Annotated in this window: 15 protein-coding genes; 9 read left to right on the top strand and 6 right to left on the bottom strand. The window is 55.0% G+C overall.

The annotated features are described in order from the left end of the window. Window positions 1-19: 19 nt before the first annotated feature. Window positions 20-493, bottom strand: a complete 474-nt coding sequence (locus A6R74_RS12275; protein WP_064234761.1) for a DUF2938 domain-containing protein — start codon at window positions 491-493, stop codon at window positions 20-22. Then, complete coding sequence (locus A6R74_RS12270) at window positions 490-1884, bottom strand: MFS transporter (RefSeq protein WP_064234760.1); 1395 nt, start codon at window positions 1882-1884, stop codon at window positions 490-492. Before A6R74_RS12270 ends, A6R74_RS12275 begins: the two co-directional genes overlap by 4 nt. Window positions 1885-1958: 74 nt before the next feature. On the opposite strand from A6R74_RS12270, the gene A6R74_RS12265 reads away from it, so the two are divergent. After that, window positions 1959-2435: a helix-turn-helix domain-containing protein gene (locus tag A6R74_RS12265; protein ID WP_064234759.1), complete on the top strand. Its 477-nt coding sequence runs from the start codon at window positions 1959-1961 to the stop codon at window positions 2433-2435. Between the two features lie 90 nt (window positions 2436-2525). Here A6R74_RS12265 and A6R74_RS12260 read toward each other — a convergent pair whose 3' ends face one another. Further along, window positions 2526-3506, bottom strand: a complete 981-nt coding sequence (locus tag A6R74_RS12260; RefSeq protein WP_205634186.1) for a GlxA family transcriptional regulator — start codon at window positions 3504-3506, stop codon at window positions 2526-2528. On the opposite strand from A6R74_RS12260, the gene A6R74_RS12255 reads away from it, so the two are divergent. Next, window positions 3501-4178: a DJ-1/PfpI family protein gene (locus A6R74_RS12255; protein ID WP_064234758.1), complete on the top strand. Its 678-nt coding sequence runs from the start codon at window positions 3501-3503 to the stop codon at window positions 4176-4178. The two genes, A6R74_RS12260 and A6R74_RS12255, sit on opposite strands and share 6 nt — an antisense overlap. Window positions 4179-4426: 248 nt before the next feature. Here A6R74_RS12255 and A6R74_RS12250 read toward each other — a convergent pair whose 3' ends face one another. Beyond that, complete coding sequence (locus A6R74_RS12250; protein ID WP_064234757.1) at window positions 4427-4606, bottom strand: hypothetical protein; 180 nt, start codon at window positions 4604-4606, stop codon at window positions 4427-4429. Window positions 4607-4999: 393 nt separating this feature from the next. Here A6R74_RS12250 and A6R74_RS12245 point away from each other — a divergent pair, with 393 nt between their 5' ends. From A6R74_RS12245 to A6R74_RS12230, 4 genes are all read left to right on the top strand, one after another. Then, entirely contained in the window at window positions 5000-6073 is a 1074-nt protein-coding gene (locus tag A6R74_RS12245) for a peroxidase, FMP-type (protein ID WP_064234756.1), read from the top strand. 116 nt (window positions 6074-6189) lie between these two features. Continuing rightward, window positions 6190-7434, top strand: a complete 1245-nt coding sequence (locus A6R74_RS12240) for a ferritin-like domain-containing protein (protein ID WP_064234755.1) — start codon at window positions 6190-6192, stop codon at window positions 7432-7434. A gap of 26 nt (window positions 7435-7460) precedes the next feature. Then, complete coding sequence (locus A6R74_RS12235; RefSeq protein ID WP_064234754.1) at window positions 7461-9230, top strand: LodA/GoxA family CTQ-dependent oxidase; 1770 nt, start codon at window positions 7461-7463, stop codon at window positions 9228-9230. Beyond that, complete coding sequence (locus tag A6R74_RS12230) at window positions 9178-10323, top strand: tryptophan 7-halogenase (protein WP_125410300.1); 1146 nt, start codon at window positions 9178-9180, stop codon at window positions 10321-10323. Before A6R74_RS12235 ends, A6R74_RS12230 begins: the two co-directional genes overlap by 53 nt. Window positions 10324-10446: 123 nt before the next feature. Here A6R74_RS12230 and A6R74_RS12225 read toward each other — a convergent pair whose 3' ends face one another. Together A6R74_RS12225 and A6R74_RS12220 are read right to left on the bottom strand one after the other, a co-directional pair. Next, the gene (locus tag A6R74_RS12225) at window positions 10447-10704 is read right to left on the bottom strand and encodes a hypothetical protein (RefSeq protein WP_205634185.1); all 258 of its coding nucleotides are present in this window, start codon (window positions 10702-10704) and stop codon (window positions 10447-10449) included. A 414-nt stretch (window positions 10705-11118) separates the two neighbouring features. Further along, the gene (locus A6R74_RS12220) at window positions 11119-12087 is read right to left on the bottom strand and encodes an Rpn family recombination-promoting nuclease/putative transposase (protein WP_064234751.1); all 969 of its coding nucleotides are present in this window, start codon (window positions 12085-12087) and stop codon (window positions 11119-11121) included. 291 nt (window positions 12088-12378) lie between these two features. Here A6R74_RS12220 and A6R74_RS12215 point away from each other — a divergent pair, with 291 nt between their 5' ends. The 3 genes from A6R74_RS12215 (at window position 12379) to A6R74_RS12210 (ending at window position 14513) form a co-directional block, all read left to right on the top strand. Continuing rightward, the gene (locus tag A6R74_RS12215; RefSeq protein ID WP_064234750.1) at window positions 12379-13746 is read left to right on the top strand and encodes a carboxylesterase family protein; all 1368 of its coding nucleotides are present in this window, start codon (window positions 12379-12381) and stop codon (window positions 13744-13746) included. Further along, window positions 13728-14108, top strand: a complete 381-nt coding sequence (locus A6R74_RS22645) for a hypothetical protein (RefSeq protein ID WP_125410299.1) — start codon at window positions 13728-13730, stop codon at window positions 14106-14108. The genes A6R74_RS12215 and A6R74_RS22645 overlap by 19 nt, the downstream gene beginning before the upstream one ends. A gap of 84 nt (window positions 14109-14192) precedes the next feature. Next, the gene (locus tag A6R74_RS12210) at window positions 14193-14513 is read left to right on the top strand and encodes a DUF427 domain-containing protein (protein ID WP_064234749.1); all 321 of its coding nucleotides are present in this window, start codon (window positions 14193-14195) and stop codon (window positions 14511-14513) included. Window positions 14514-14570: the final 57 nt, after the last annotated feature.

Raw genomic sequence — 14570 nt, 5'->3', positions numbered from 1 at the left:
CACGGCAATGCTGACTAAGTCAAAGCAAGCCCGCAATCCATAGGCCCAGGCCGAAGCTTGAGTGTGCCAAAAGGCTGCGCAGCCTAGCGATGTTTGGCTGAGGTGTCTTACGAGCGGCGACCCCAGCGCCCAAGCAAGGTTGCAGGACAAGAAAAGGCGCAAGCACCGTCATCACACCGAAACCTAAAGCAGGCACGAGCGTAGGGCGGGCCAGCCAGTCTGGCCCGACAAGTACAAGGAACATGATAGCGAAAGCGATCCCTATCAGATAATGCGCAAACCACCCCAGAGCCGACTCGGCTTGGATCTGTGTGCTTTTACCGATAGGTCGATGGATGAACCTGCCGCTCGGCAAGTGTCCCAGCCAACGCCCGACCATTGCGTAATTCAGTGAAGGAATACCTAACAGGCGTTTCTGCAACAGCGCTACGATATCCATGCAAGCGGTCGCCCCAACACCGAGCCGTAGGGCATCGATCAGCAGCCCGTTCATCGCTGCGCTCCTTTTATCCTTGCTGCTTTAATCACAAAACACGCCCATAGCGCCAACAGGAATGCAGTGACGCCTGCCGCCATGAAAGCAAGAGACCAGCCTGCCTCAATCTCCGTATGTAGCGCGGTTAGAGTCATGAAGCCTGCTAGCCCGGCGGTTGGGCCAAGTTCCATCGCCGTATTCATTACACCGCCTGCAAGTCCCATTTGTGCAGGGGCAACGCCTTGGGTCATCAAGACCGCCGAAGCAGCGAAGATCAGAGAAGTGCCCGCGGGTAAAATGACCAAACCTGGCAGTATATCGAGCACATAATTTGGCCCGAAACCTGCCAACAGCCAAAGCCCGATGGCAGAGAGCACTAGCCCGAGAAGCATGGCATTCCATGCGCCCATGCGAAGAACAATTTGTCCTGACGGCGCACCGCCCAGAATAAGAACCGCAAGGAAGGGTACCATTGCACCAGCCGTCGCCAGCGGGCTCCACCCGGGGCTTCCTTGTAGGTAGATCGCTAGAATAAAGGTCACCAGCCCCATGCTGGCCGCTGCCAAAAAGATGCCAAAGGCTCCCCCAAGACGGTCTTTGTGTCGCAGAAAATCTGGCGGTAGTAGTGGCGCATCTACCCGGTGCTCATGCCAAGCAAAGCCAACCAAAGAAGCTAAACCCAGCACCAATGCAGTCAGAGCTGAAGGCGAGGCCCAGCCTATTTCGCTGCCCATGGCCAAACCGTATCCGCCTGCCGAGAAACCCAAAAGGGCAAGCCCCGCGCCGAGAAGATCCAGCGATTGTTCTTGATGCTTGCTCCGTAGTACCAAGGGCAAAAGCCTCCCACCAACCATCAGCGCTATCGCCGAAACTGCGCAAGGAACCAAGAACATCCATCGCCACGAAACCCAGGTAGTCACGATCCCCGAAAGAACAGTCCCTATTGCGGCTCCCAATACCGAAATACCACCCCAGCGTGCCATGGCTCGGTCAAAGTCTTTAGCGTGAGGAAATAGCACTGCGACCTGTGCCAATGCAGCGGGTGCCACCATGGCTGCGCCAATTCCTTGTAACCCACGCATTGCGACGAGTAACTCAAAGCCTGACGCTAGCGCCGCCCCTAGTGACGCTAGACCGAAGACCCAAAGCCCTATTTTTAAAAGGATTGTCCCGCCGAAGCGGTCAGTTAGGTTCCCGCCTAGTAGTAATAGGCCGCTGTAGGGCAGGCCATAGGCGATTTGAAGTACGACCAGATCAGCCGTTGTTAGGTCAAATTCCGAAGCAATTAAAGGCAGAGGCACTGCAACCAAGGTGATGGTGAAAATCAGTGTGGCCTGAATGACGGCCAATAGCGTAAATGCAGGGCCAACTCTGTGAGTGAAACGAGCCTGATTATTGAAAATAAGCATCTTCCTCAATCTCCTTGAAGGTTAGGGTGAGGAGAAGTAGCCTATTACTTCAAGTCGACTTGAAGTCAAGTGCCATGATTGATATTTCCGAACTCTCCCGTAAAAGCGGCATTCCCGCATCGAAACTGCGCTATTACGAAGAAGTAGGGCTGATCAGGTCAGTAGGGCGCAATGGATTACGCCGGGTTTTCGAAACGGACGTTTTGACGCGCTTATCGCTGATTGCACTAGGGCAGGTCGCAGGGTTTTCCCTGACCGAGATGCGCGAAATGCTGGGTTCTGAACGACAGCCGGAAATCGATCGTGATATGGTGAGTACCAAGGCCGATCTTCTGGATCGCCGCATCAAAGAGCTGACAGCACTACGTGATGGTTTGCGTCATGTTGTGACGTGCGAGGCGCCAAGTCATCTGGAATGTCCTACCTTTCAACGACTGATGCGGATCGCACAGACTCGCCAAGCGATGCGAGGACGTGAGCAAAAAAAGCCTCTAACGGGGCGGAAGGAAGGAGGGGCTAATCGCAAGGCATCATTGCTAGATAGAATATGATGAGTACTGTTCTCTACTGATAGCATATGGGCCTTTGCGTTTAGCCAGTAGCTTTAATGCGAAGGTAATTGAGCAGTCAGGCATTACAATTTATTTGTCGGGAACATCAATTAGCTGCAATCCAACCTGACGAGCAACTTCCTTCTTTGACATGCTTCCAGCAGCCATCAGTAATTGTGCCTTCTCTAGCCTCAAGGCCTTAAGTGCTTCCACGGATGATACGCCGAAGCACTTCTTGAATTTTCGCTGGAATGTGCGACGTGACATATTGCTTACCGCAGCCATCTCGTCCACCGACCATGACCATGCAAGATCCTTCTCTATCTGTTCGATAAGCTTTTGGAAGGGCATTCCTGCACGATCCTGCATTCTTAGCGTCTGGCTGTATTGGCGCTGATCGCCATGGCGCCTCAAATATACCAAAAGGCGTCGAGCGACTTGCTGAGAGATCAAGGGGCCGCAGTCTCGCTCAATCAATGCAAGTGCAAGATCGATGCCTGCTGTCACACCTGCTGTTGTCCAGTACTTCCCGCTTTCACAAAAAATTCTCTCATCGGCCACGTCCAAACTTGGAAATGCTTGGCGAAGTTGTTCAGCAGCTCGCCAATGAGTTGTGACCAAGTGACCCTCAAGTAGCCCTGCTGACGCCAAAAGGAAGGCCCCTGTACATATGCTGCAGGTGCGTATCGAAGACAAGTCTTGGGATTTGAGCCAATACTGGATATTCCTATCTTGGGCAGCGTGGTAGACGCCGAAACCTCCTGGAACGATGACTGTGTGTAAACGCTGCGGGATTAATGTTTCTAGTGAGTGTTCAACAAAAATGCGTAATCCACCGTCGCTAGTGCTCACGTCGGCTGAAGGCCCGTAGGTTGCAAGCAGGTAAAGCGGTTGGCCCAATTCTTCGTTAGCCGTCGAAAAGGCTTGCCATGGGCCGCTCAGGTCAATGGGTTGAAAACCCGGGAAAACGAGAAAGCCAATATGGATTGGCGCAATTTCACCTGTTTTTGGCACACATTTATTCACGGCAACCTCTACCTTAATGACTTTCAACGGAGGGTATTCATGCAAATCAATTTTCTGCTGTTTCCAGCGCTGACTCAACTTGACCTGACGGGGCCCTATGAAGTGCTTGTTCGGATACCTGGCGTCAACATCGATTTTGTATCTACTTCTATGGAGCCGGTAGTGTCGGATCGTGGTTTAACAATGCTGCCCACGGTAACGTTTGAAAACGCCCAACCCTGCGATCTATTGGTGGTACCAGGCGGCCCCGGTACGGATGACACATTGATTGACCCACGTTGGGTAGAATTCACCGCACATCAAGGCAGCCAAGCCCGGTTTATTCTTGGCATCTGTACAGGATCCCTGTTGCTCGGCGCTGCTGGGTTGTTGCTGGGAAGGCGTGCAGCCTGTCATTGGCAAGCACGAGAGTTTCTGCCTGCATTCGGGGCTATCCCGGATGAGTCGCGCATGTGCGTGGATGGAAATATCTTCACCTCAGGTGGCGTGACATCAGGAATTGATATGGCTATTAGGGCCGTTGCCTTAATGGTTGATGAAGACACCGCACGCCAGATACAACTCCAGATTGAGTACGACCCGGAGCCCCCATTTACTGGTGGCACGCAGCGCACCTCGCCTGAACACATCGTAAAGCGCTGTCTTGATGCAACCCGTGAGCGCCACGCCATTCGTACCCAGGCTGTGGCCCAGGCATCGCAGGCCCTCCAGATTTGAGTGAAAAGGGCAACGTAATGGAGAGTACTGTTTGTACCCATGCGAGCATAGTTTATCCACGCTCAGGGCAACAGGCGTAGTAGACAGCTGGCCTCTGCCATAAAATTCGGCGAAACCGCCACTGGGTTGACGCTGGATTACCTCGCTTTCAGACTGCCAGAGGTGAGCTGGAAAGAAGACTACCCGCCGCTTCAGGCATGGCACGCTGGCGTTACTGCGCGCGAGAGCTTTCAGCAGACGGCTTTCGGTTAGGGCTTGCTATCAGGAGAAGTGGGGTCATGTTTGCTTAGTGCTGGCTGGATCTCAGCTCGCAACTTTTCCACTTCTTCAACCGGAAACTCTTCAATATCCGCGATCATTTGATCGTCCATTTCGGTGCGAGCAATCAGCTTACGGGCTGCGTTGCGTTTGCCTTCCAAAGTTCGCAACTCAGCTTCCTGGTGCGATCCACCAAGTACTGAAACTCCTGCAGTATGTAGAGAAATACTCGCTGGGTGACGCCTATCTGGGCACACCGCCCATTCGAAGTCGAACTTTGTTCCTAAGCATTAAAGAACATGTCATATGGACAAATCATTCTTCGGTGCTAGTCTGAATACTAGAATATTAATAACACCATAATGACACGGCTTATACGCAGGGAACGCGCAGGGCCGCCGAACTCCGACTCACTTTACTCCCGCACGACCGTCTAGGGCGGGTGAGTAGCCACTCCCCTAGAGCCGAGCAGAACCGAATGAATGGCGTACGGCTACGTTCCTTACCTTAGGAAACAGCGAACAAAAATAGCAGATCAAGAATAACAAGAGGGAGTTGAAATCATGCCTACCCAACAACCGAGATATACCCCTGCTGTACTCAAAGAGCCTGCGAATTACGGCGTTCTGGAACAGCTGGCGGGAACTTGGGTTAACTACAACCCAGACAACAACAAGACCAGATGGGGGTTGCACACCACGTGCCTGCCTTCCCCAGGAACCAACTCCGAAACCATTCCCGGCAAGTTTCATTTTCTCTGCCAAGACTACAAGGAGGAGCTTACTTTTACATTAGTACCCGGCGGAGTACGCAACCGCGGTGGCGCCAACGAGCAGTTCAGCGGAGCGGTAAAGTACGAACAGAGTATCCATGATCTCGATGGCAATCTGCTTCATGATGAAAACGGTATGTACCTCTGGCTGAGTACTCTTTATAACCATCCCGCCGATGACGACTCCATCATGACCGATATCGGTTATCCCGAACTGGCGGCGGGCGCCAGTTCCGACGGCCCGGTGTATGTGCCGCCTTATACGGTCTCCCGCAGCGGTACGATTCCCCATGGCAGCACCGTGCTGTTGCTGGGTACAGACTCTGAAAAGAACGGGAGCCCGGAATTTCCCCATGGCACAGCCGCCTGGGATCCCAATCACCTGGCCATCTCTCCAAGTATGGGGCTGGCAGGCACCACCGCCAACACTCCCATTAATCTCGATGAACCGGCACCGGCCTGGGTTCACGACCCCAGTCTGGCGGAGAGAGACCCAAGCGGCAACAGAACCTATACACAACGCATTCTGGCCGACGATCACTACCCCTATTCGGTGCGTCCCGATCTTCGCTTGCGCGATGCTATTCAGGATCAGGAGATCAAAAGATTCGTCCTGATTGAGATGCGCACCCGGGAGACCGGCGGATCCGAGGGAGGACTACTGAACACCCCATTCGTAGAGCGATTCGCCCGCGTAACCGAGATGAACTTGCGGATGTGGATCGAGACGGTCGTTGAAAACGGCAAGGAAGTTCTGCAGTTGCAGTACGAGCAGATTCAGTATTTTGAATTTCAATTCGGCACTGATGGCGGCACGACCCGCTGGCCACACATTCAGATCAACACTTTACGCAAAAAAGCGTAACAGTACGCCTGGCCGCACGGAGCCTCGACGCTGTTAATGACGGCAGGTGTCGAATTCCCTCCATCTGCCGCGGAAACAGGCTCATCGGGGTAACGAAACATAAGGAGATGAAAACCATGGCGCCATCAGAAACAGCGAGAGAGAACGTTTCTCCAGGCCTGTTCGACAGGCTTATAAGCACCAGTGAACCCGCATTGCAGGATCTCCAGGAGGCGGCGCAGCTCGCTTTACAGGTGGAATTTACCACCATACCTGTCTACCTCTCGGCACTTTATTCCATATCAGACACCGGTAGCCACGTCTACCAGACCCTGCGCAGTGTTGCGATGGAGGAGATGTTCCATGTCAACCAGGCGGCCAACATCATCGTTGCCTTGGGCGCGCTGCCCAAATTTACTGGTGATGCGGTGCCTACTTTCCCCGGCTATCTGCCACAGGCCAACCCAAAGACGACCCCTATGGTCGGCCTGTTTCGTGCATCCCCCGATGTATTCGCCAATGTCTTTGCCGCCATTGAAAGCCCGTCGCAGTACGGCGCGCCTCCCCAGGGCGACAACTACGACAGCATCGCGCAGCTGTACGGCGCCTTGGTCGCGGCGGTGGATGCCTATCCTGGAAACCCCTTCAGTACAACCGGTGTTCCTGGTCGGCAAAGAACCAATATCTATCTCGGCAAATTTGGCGGTAATGTCAACGAAGTGATGGGCAAGGAGAGCTTCCACGCGGCGGTAAACGAAATCGTTGAGCAAGGAGAAGGAACCGTTCCCCCTGAAAAGCCCCTGGTGCCGGTTGAGAGCTTTGGTACTTACAACCACTATGGCAAGCGCACCGATGGCACCTACGGGCCCATCCTCGGCACCCCGTACGAGCTGAGCCACTTCCTCAAGTTCCGCGAGGTTTCGCTCGACAGCGCTAATTTTCCGGCGACGCTCCCCATTCTCTCCAATCCCGATAGCAGCGACTACACCAACCCGCAGGCTAAACGGCTGTCTGACAGCTTTGATGATCACTACAGCCTGATGCTGCACGCCTTCGAAGCCACATTCAAGGCTGGCGACTCCGACCCTTACTTCAGTGTCGTCCTGTCAATCATGCACCGGGTGCTGCCGCATCTCGCCAGAGCGTTGATGTCTACCCCGGCCTTTGCCGACGGCGACAGCTCCGTTGGCCCCAATGCCGCACCAGCATGGCGCTACAGAAGCGATACCAAGCGCACCTTTGGGGAACTGACGCAGGAGCTTGAAGACGAGCTCGATCAGCTGTCGACATCACCCAGGGAAAACGCGTTGCGCACGCACCTTAAGACAGCCTTGGCAGGCGACAAGGAGATTTTGACGTCAGCCAAAGCGTTAGGCTTGTAATGGGCTAAAGTTGAAAGGAAATCATCATGACTGACTACAAAATTTACCCGCCTATTGGCATCGCCCGTGTGGGGAACGCACCGGAAAAATGCTATATCGGCCCCGAGACATATCGCGGTCTGCCCATTAACCCTGACGGAAGAGACTTCACCCAGGATGACTTCCGGGATGAGCAGGGACGCATGTGCCGCCAGGCTGCGCGCTTTCATATTTTTCACGGCGACGAAGAGATTACCCTGGATACGCCCGGAGTAAAGGCGATCACCTGGACCGTGCACATGGCGAACAAGAAAGCCAGTTGGTATGAGTTCGCCACCAACGAGGGAGAGCAGGGTTACGCCAGCAATCATCCCTTGCGCAACGCCGATGTGGAAGACCGACACCGCTTGATTATCGACCCAGGGCCACGCCAGATCAGCGGCGCCGATGCCGCCCCCGTCCACATGGACCGCAATACAATTCCCGAGGGCTATAAGGGCGCAAACTTCCCTACGGGCATTCTGTATCCCAACCGGGAGTGTATCGACACTTTAGGCGAGCTGCGTACCGACGCAGCCGGTCGCCTGCTGGTGTTGGGCGGTTTGGGTGTTTCCGGAACCGAAGATGAAAGCGCCGTGATCAAACAGTACGCTAATAATGATGGTTGGTGGGACGACACCGGTGACGGCCCCGTCAGCGCGGTAATCGAGTGGGACAATGGCAGCAGCAACCCGGTTGATCCGGCCTGGGTGTCTGTGGCGCCGCCTTCCTATGCACCAGAGATCGCCAACCTGGTAACGCTCTGGGACACCATCTTCGACAGCGCTGTGCGCGCTGGACACAACCCACAGATAAATAATCAGGGTATATGGCAAAGCGGCCCCGATGGCTACAAGCCCAACTTCCAGAGCGAGATAAAACCACTACTGGAGCGGGCCACCACCTACAGCTGGGTTGCGGCAATTCCTCCCAAACCCCACAGCTTCGACATGGAGATGCTGGGGGCAGTACCGGACCATGAGGATCACTACCGTGGTCTGCGCAATTGGATACTGGATGTCCTACGACCACCGGCAGCTGAGAACACCATTATCTCCGGGCGGGGTGCCACCATGATGCCCTACCTGGCGGGAGACAACTGCCTTATCGGTGGGACGTTTACATCCACTTATCTGCGTTTGACAGATACCCAGTTCTTCTTTGTTCAACAGTGGGCGGCGGGGCACTTTGTCAACGAGCCTGTTGCCGATAGTGGCCCTCAATCACTGACGCGCAATGTTCTGGAAAACTGTGTAGGAGGCGCGTTTTCTCCCGGTATCGAGCTCACCTGGATCACCCGCAATCGAGCCATCTACAATCATGACGACCCTTTCCGTATCAACACCGCACCGCCCACCGCAGGGCCACTCAACCTGGGCTTTACGCCTACGGCGATGGAGCCCGGGGATCTCACTCGCTATATGGCCATACCCTGGCAGGCAGACTTCAATGAGTGCTCCTCACAACCCATCGGTGAACGAGTGTTGTGGTGGTGGCCCGCACAGCGGCCTGAATTCGTCTACCTGGAACCGCAACCTCAAGGAGTACGCCAGGCGACTATTCCGGTACCGGATGAGCAGACGGGAGGGCAGGTTGCCTGGGTCGGCACCGATTTCGATCAGATGCGGGGAGATTTCATCTCCTTTGCCGACGACGTACAGATGGTGCAGTACTGGTCGCGACTGGGTTTCGTGATGGAAAAAGAGGTTCAAGGAGAGCGCCGCTTTGTGGAGGTTGCACGCACCTTACCCCGACCTTTCACACCGAATGGCAGCTGACTTCGATCTCGTTATCCTCGGCGCTGGCCCTGCGGGTTGCGCCACGGCTCTCGCCGCGATAGCGGCGGGGGTCGAGCGCGTGGCGATACTGGACAGGCCCGCCAGGCAGGCCTTCAAAGTGGGGGAATCCGCAGCGCCTGACGTAGTTGCCAAATTGAGGCTGCTGGGTATATCGGATGACCTTGAGGCGAGAGGGCACCGGCCCTACTTCACCAATCTCTCCCTATGGGCAGGAGAGCGCAGGTTCGACGATTTTCTCCATCGCTCGACCGGGGATGGCTGGCATCTTGATCGGGAGCGCTTTGACGAAGATCTGCGTCAAGCTAGTTGTGAGAGAGGTGCGCAACTACTAACGCCAGCAGTGTTGGAATCTCTACGCTGGGATAGTAGTGAGTGGCAACTGCAAATAACGCATCAAGACAAACAGCACCTACTAAGTTGTCGTTACCTCGTCGACGCTTCCGGGCGCGGAGCTACTCTCTGTAGGCGACTGGGGGTAGAGCGAAAGCGTCTCGACGATCTGGTGGCGGTGGCGTGTAAATGGCCCAATGCCGGCAGGCTGGAAGGTATCACTTTGGTGGAATCGGTGGCCGACGGCTGGTGGTACGCTACCGGTTTGCCCGATGGTTCAGCACTGCTGGCGTTGATGTCAGAAGCATCCGTTGTGCGCCAGAAGGGGTTACGAAATCACGAAGCATTCTATGCGCTCTGGGGCCAGACAGAAGAGTTACAACAGCGGCTGCAACCTTCTCGCCAGCACGCACTCTCGCTTACCTGCTTTGCCGCCTACAGCGGTTTTGTTACCCAAGCAGCTGGGCCGGGCTGGATCGCAGTGGGCGATGCCCTGGCTGCCTTTGATCCTTTGACCTCTTCGGGAATTTCCAACGCACTGGGCGATGGCCTAGCGGCGGCACCGGTAATCACCGAGTGGCTGAACAGGCATGACCTGCAAGCGGCAGAACAGTATGCGCTTCGGGCAAACAGGGGAATTAACCGCTTTCTCAAGGAGTGGCAAGGCCAATATAGCTTGGAGCGACGGTGGTCGGATCATCCATTTTGGGTTCATCGTCGTGAACCTGGTTACTCCGGTTAGTTGTATGGCTTTTCGCTCGATGCAAGTGAGTGACTATGACCGGGCGGGGGCTTGTCTTGAAAATTTCGGCCAAGCCTACATCGGGCGCTGGGAAGGCAAACATCTCTAGCAACTAAAGCGGGCTTAGTGCTGGATCTCAGCTCGCAACTTTTCCACTTCTTCAACCGGAAGCTCTTCAATATCCGCGATCATTTGATCGTCCATTTCTGTGCGAGCGATCAGCTTCCTGGCTGCGTTGCGTTTGCCTTCCAAAGCGCGCTGTTCAGCTTCCTTTCGTCCTTCTTGCCATCCTTCCTGACGCTCTTTTTGCACCAGATTTTCCAAATTTTCTGCCAACATATCTTTATCCTCCACCAAACTATTGAGCTGCTCCAGGTTCACCTCTGCCCCCAGCCGTTGCAGGTGGCGCTTGATCCAACGTGTAATGACCTTATCAATGCGCTCTTTGTTTGGATCGATTTTGATAATGGTACGATCAACGGCTCGCTGCAGGGTCGGTTAGTTGAAGCGGATATCCTGGAAACTCGGCCTGCTTAGGATGGCACGGCCTATCAGGAGTACGTGCTGGCCCCATACGATGCGATAGTGAGTAAAGTTAATAAAACAAGGTTTTAGGACAGTGGTCATTGCCCGTAAAGGTGGGTGATATCAGCGAGGGGCTCACGCCTTGTCACTTCATTAACGCGGAAAGCGTAAGGAAGTCGGCAAGCTACAAGCACCCGTGGAAGGCTGTTCTAGTGCCCAACCGTTAGGCGCCCAGCTAACGATTAGACTCGCCTCGGGAGCCGTTAGCTCTCAGTGTTTATCTTCGCGACGCAGCTTAGCGATATCATCAATCGTTAACCCTGTTGCCTCAGCAATCTGCTCATCGGTAAGCACACCAAACGCCAGCAAATGGCGAACAGTATCACGCTTGCTCTCCAAAGCGCGTAGCTCGGCTTCCTGTCGACCCTCCTGACGCCCTTGTTGGCGCTCTTTTTGCACCAGATTTTCTAAGTTTTCTGCCAACATATCTTTATCCTCCACCAAACTGTTGAGCTGCTCCAGATTCACCTCTGCCTCAAGCCGTTGCAGGTGGCGCTTGATCCAGCGCGTTATGACCTTATCAATGCGCTCTTTGTTCGGATCCGCTTGAATGATGGCCACAATACGATCAACAGCTCGCTGCAGGGTTTCCCAACTCTCTCCGGCGTTTTCGACGCTGAACACGCCACTGAGCGGTGTTTGAACCAAGCCTAGTTGTTGATCAGTATAGCGCCCTTCATCGACCAGGTAATAGCGCAGGTGGGGCTGATAAATCTTTAGAAAGTCGGGCGGTTCAGGGGTGATCATCTCGAAGATATCTAGCGGTGCCGTCCAGCGCTCCGAGCCGTTATAAAGCACCACCGGAAACACGGGCGGCAAGCCTTGGCCGGGTGTGATTATTTTCTGTTTGAGTAGTTCGCTATAGAAACAGGCGGCGTAGTGCAGCAGCCGAATGGGCATGGTGCGATCCACCGAGGATTGAAACTCCAGCAGTATGTAAAGAAATACTCGTTGGGTGACGCCTTCCCAGGTCACTTCAACCGACCACACCACATCCTCAATCTTCTCCTCAAACAGCGGCGTAATGTAGTTGCCGCTATGGCTCTTCAGCGTGGAGAAATCCATCAGCTTGGCGATGTCTGCGGGCGCAAAGCCTTCGATCAACTGTTGAACAAACTCAGGGTAGCTAAACAGCTCCTTGTAGCCGGTATCGTGGTGTTTGTGAGTAGTATCCGCCATGCGCACTCCTTGTTTAATGTGCCAGCGAGATTGCATCGCAAAAAAAAAGCATATCTAAGAATAAATAGCACACTTCCGACAAGCAACGATTGTCTGTCGTGCATCGGCCAATACCTAGGTACGCCTATCGCGGAATGTGCCCCGCTCTAGCCGATGGCAGCGAGAGGGCCACGATAAGGAAGGGTGGCAAGCGAGGGCTGAGCAAGGCAACATCATCTGAAAAGGAACGAGCCAGCGTAGGTGACCAGTAACGGTGCTACGCTTATTTCATCAAGCAAACCAAGGAGCGGTATGCACTACGAAGAGCTAAACGGCCGTGCTGAGCGAAACGACTTTGATGCGCCATGCTTTACGACCCCCGCCGGGGAGATTATCGGCTGGCGGGATAGCGGCGTTATTCGCGCCACGGGCATTCGCTACGCCCGTGCTCAGCGTTTTTGCGCCCCAAAAGATGAGCCGCCATCGACCACGCCCATCCAGGCCACCCAGTGGTCGCCGGCCTCGCCACAAAACACCATTCCAGAGCTGAATGATGCATTAGGCGTTACCGAACAGGAGTTCCACGCCGTTGAGGGCGAGCTGCATTTATCGGTCACCCTGCCGGATAACCCCGCTAAAGCGCCGCGCCCGGTAATGGTATGGATTCACGGTGGCTCTTACGTCTTTGGTGCCGGGGATCTGGCGGTGTTCGACGTGCGCCCGCTGGCACTCGAAGGCAATGTTATTGTCGTGTCGGTCACCTACCGGCTCGGCCTGCTGGGTTTTCTGGGCGGCTACGCCAACCGCCCCGCGAACCTGGGGCTGCTCGATATGATCTCGGCCCTGCGCTGGATCAACACCAACATTGCGGCCATGGGCGGCGACCCAACCAATGTCACACTGTTTGGCCACTCCGCCGGGGGCGATGCAGCGGCGCATCTGATGATTGCCGAGGGCACCGAAGGACTTTTTCAGCGCGCCATTATCCAGAGCGCGCCGCTGGGCATTAGCCGTGGCCGAGCAAAAATGAATACCAAGATGGGCCAAAAAGCCGCCAGCTTAAAAGACGATGCGCCGATTGATGAGGTGTTGCGCCGACAGACCGAGGTGGCCGAATCCGCCCGCGGCTTTGGCCTAAAAGCGGCCATGCCGTTTGGCACCCAGTACGGCCACTACCCGTTGCCTAGCGAAGATCAGGCCGATGCTGCCTGGCGTCGTGTCGCCGCAAAGATCGACCTGTTGATTGGCACCACCGCAGAAGAAACCGCGCTGTTTTTAGTGATGTCGCCGCGCCTGATGCGGCTGCGTAAAACACCGTGGGTAGGTGAGGCGCTGTGCAAAGCAATGGTGGCGACTACCACCCGCAAGGTGTATCAGCGCGACGCGCTAACGTTTGCCCGCCGCCATGCCCAGGCGGGCGGGCTTGCTTATGTGTATAGGTTGGATTGGGGCAAAGGCCGCTACCCGTTTGGCGCTGCACACACCAGTGACCTACCGCTGCTACTGGGCGAACCCGCCAGCTGGCAGCACGCCGATATCGTAAAAGACGTAGACGAAGCCACCTTGCGTGAGCACGGCCAGCGGCTGCGCGCCCTATGGGCCGACTTCGCCCGCACCGGTCAGCTACCCCCGACCGGCAAGCTTGAGCCGAACCTGCTGGAATGGTGGCAGGCGACCTAGCGCTTTTCGCCTCAGCAATCGACACACTGATCTTCACCCCACTCAGCCACTGCTGCCAGCCAACAAGCGGACGTTTATCTAGCCAGCGCGCTGATCTCCCCAGGCGGTTACGCCCAAGATGCCGAGCTGCCGACATTGCCCAACGCCACCAACTGCCGGTACTGCTCGCTAACCACGTTTCCACCACGGGAGGCTGGCAAACCTGCGGCAACAGCGGCGGCTGGAACGCAGGAGGCGAGCAAACCGTTAAAGCCAATGGCACGCAGCAATGCTTAGTGTTGTGTCACATTCATCACGGTGCATTAAGCGGTAGAGTGGAAGTGATGACTTACCCTCATTACAAAGAATCAGTTATCGACTAAAAACTAAGCTGCCGAGGTAGGCTTAACTTATGTTTGCTGCTAGTCTCGAATTATTAGAGCGAAAAACGCCGCAGGGACAATACGATGCAGAATGCCCGCATAACGCTTCACCCAAGCAAGCAGCGCATGCAAGTGCAGGTTGATGGCATTCTGCTAGCCGACTCCACCAAAACGCTTGAACTTCGCGAACATGGCTATCCGCTACGTCACTACTTCCCACGTGAAGACGTGCGGCTGGACTTACTCACCGTTTCAGAAACGACCACTTATTGTCCGTTTAAAGGTCATACGGTGTATTTTTCGCTGGGTGAACGTCGGAATATTGCTTGGAGTTATGAGGAGCTGCAAGAGGGTATGGAGGCTATAGCGGGTAGGGTGGCATTTTCTGAGGAAGTTAGCGAATGATGCTTTTCGACCCAAAGCGGACATTCATGGAAATGCAGCAGGAGCGAGAATTTTGGC

The sequence above is a fragment of the Halomonas sp. ALS9 genome, assembly GCF_001651035.1.
Classification (GTDB): Bacteria; Pseudomonadota; Gammaproteobacteria; order Pseudomonadales; family Halomonadaceae; genus Vreelandella.
Note: the sequence above shows the minus strand (reverse complement) of the source record. Positions and strands in the feature narration are given on the sequence as shown.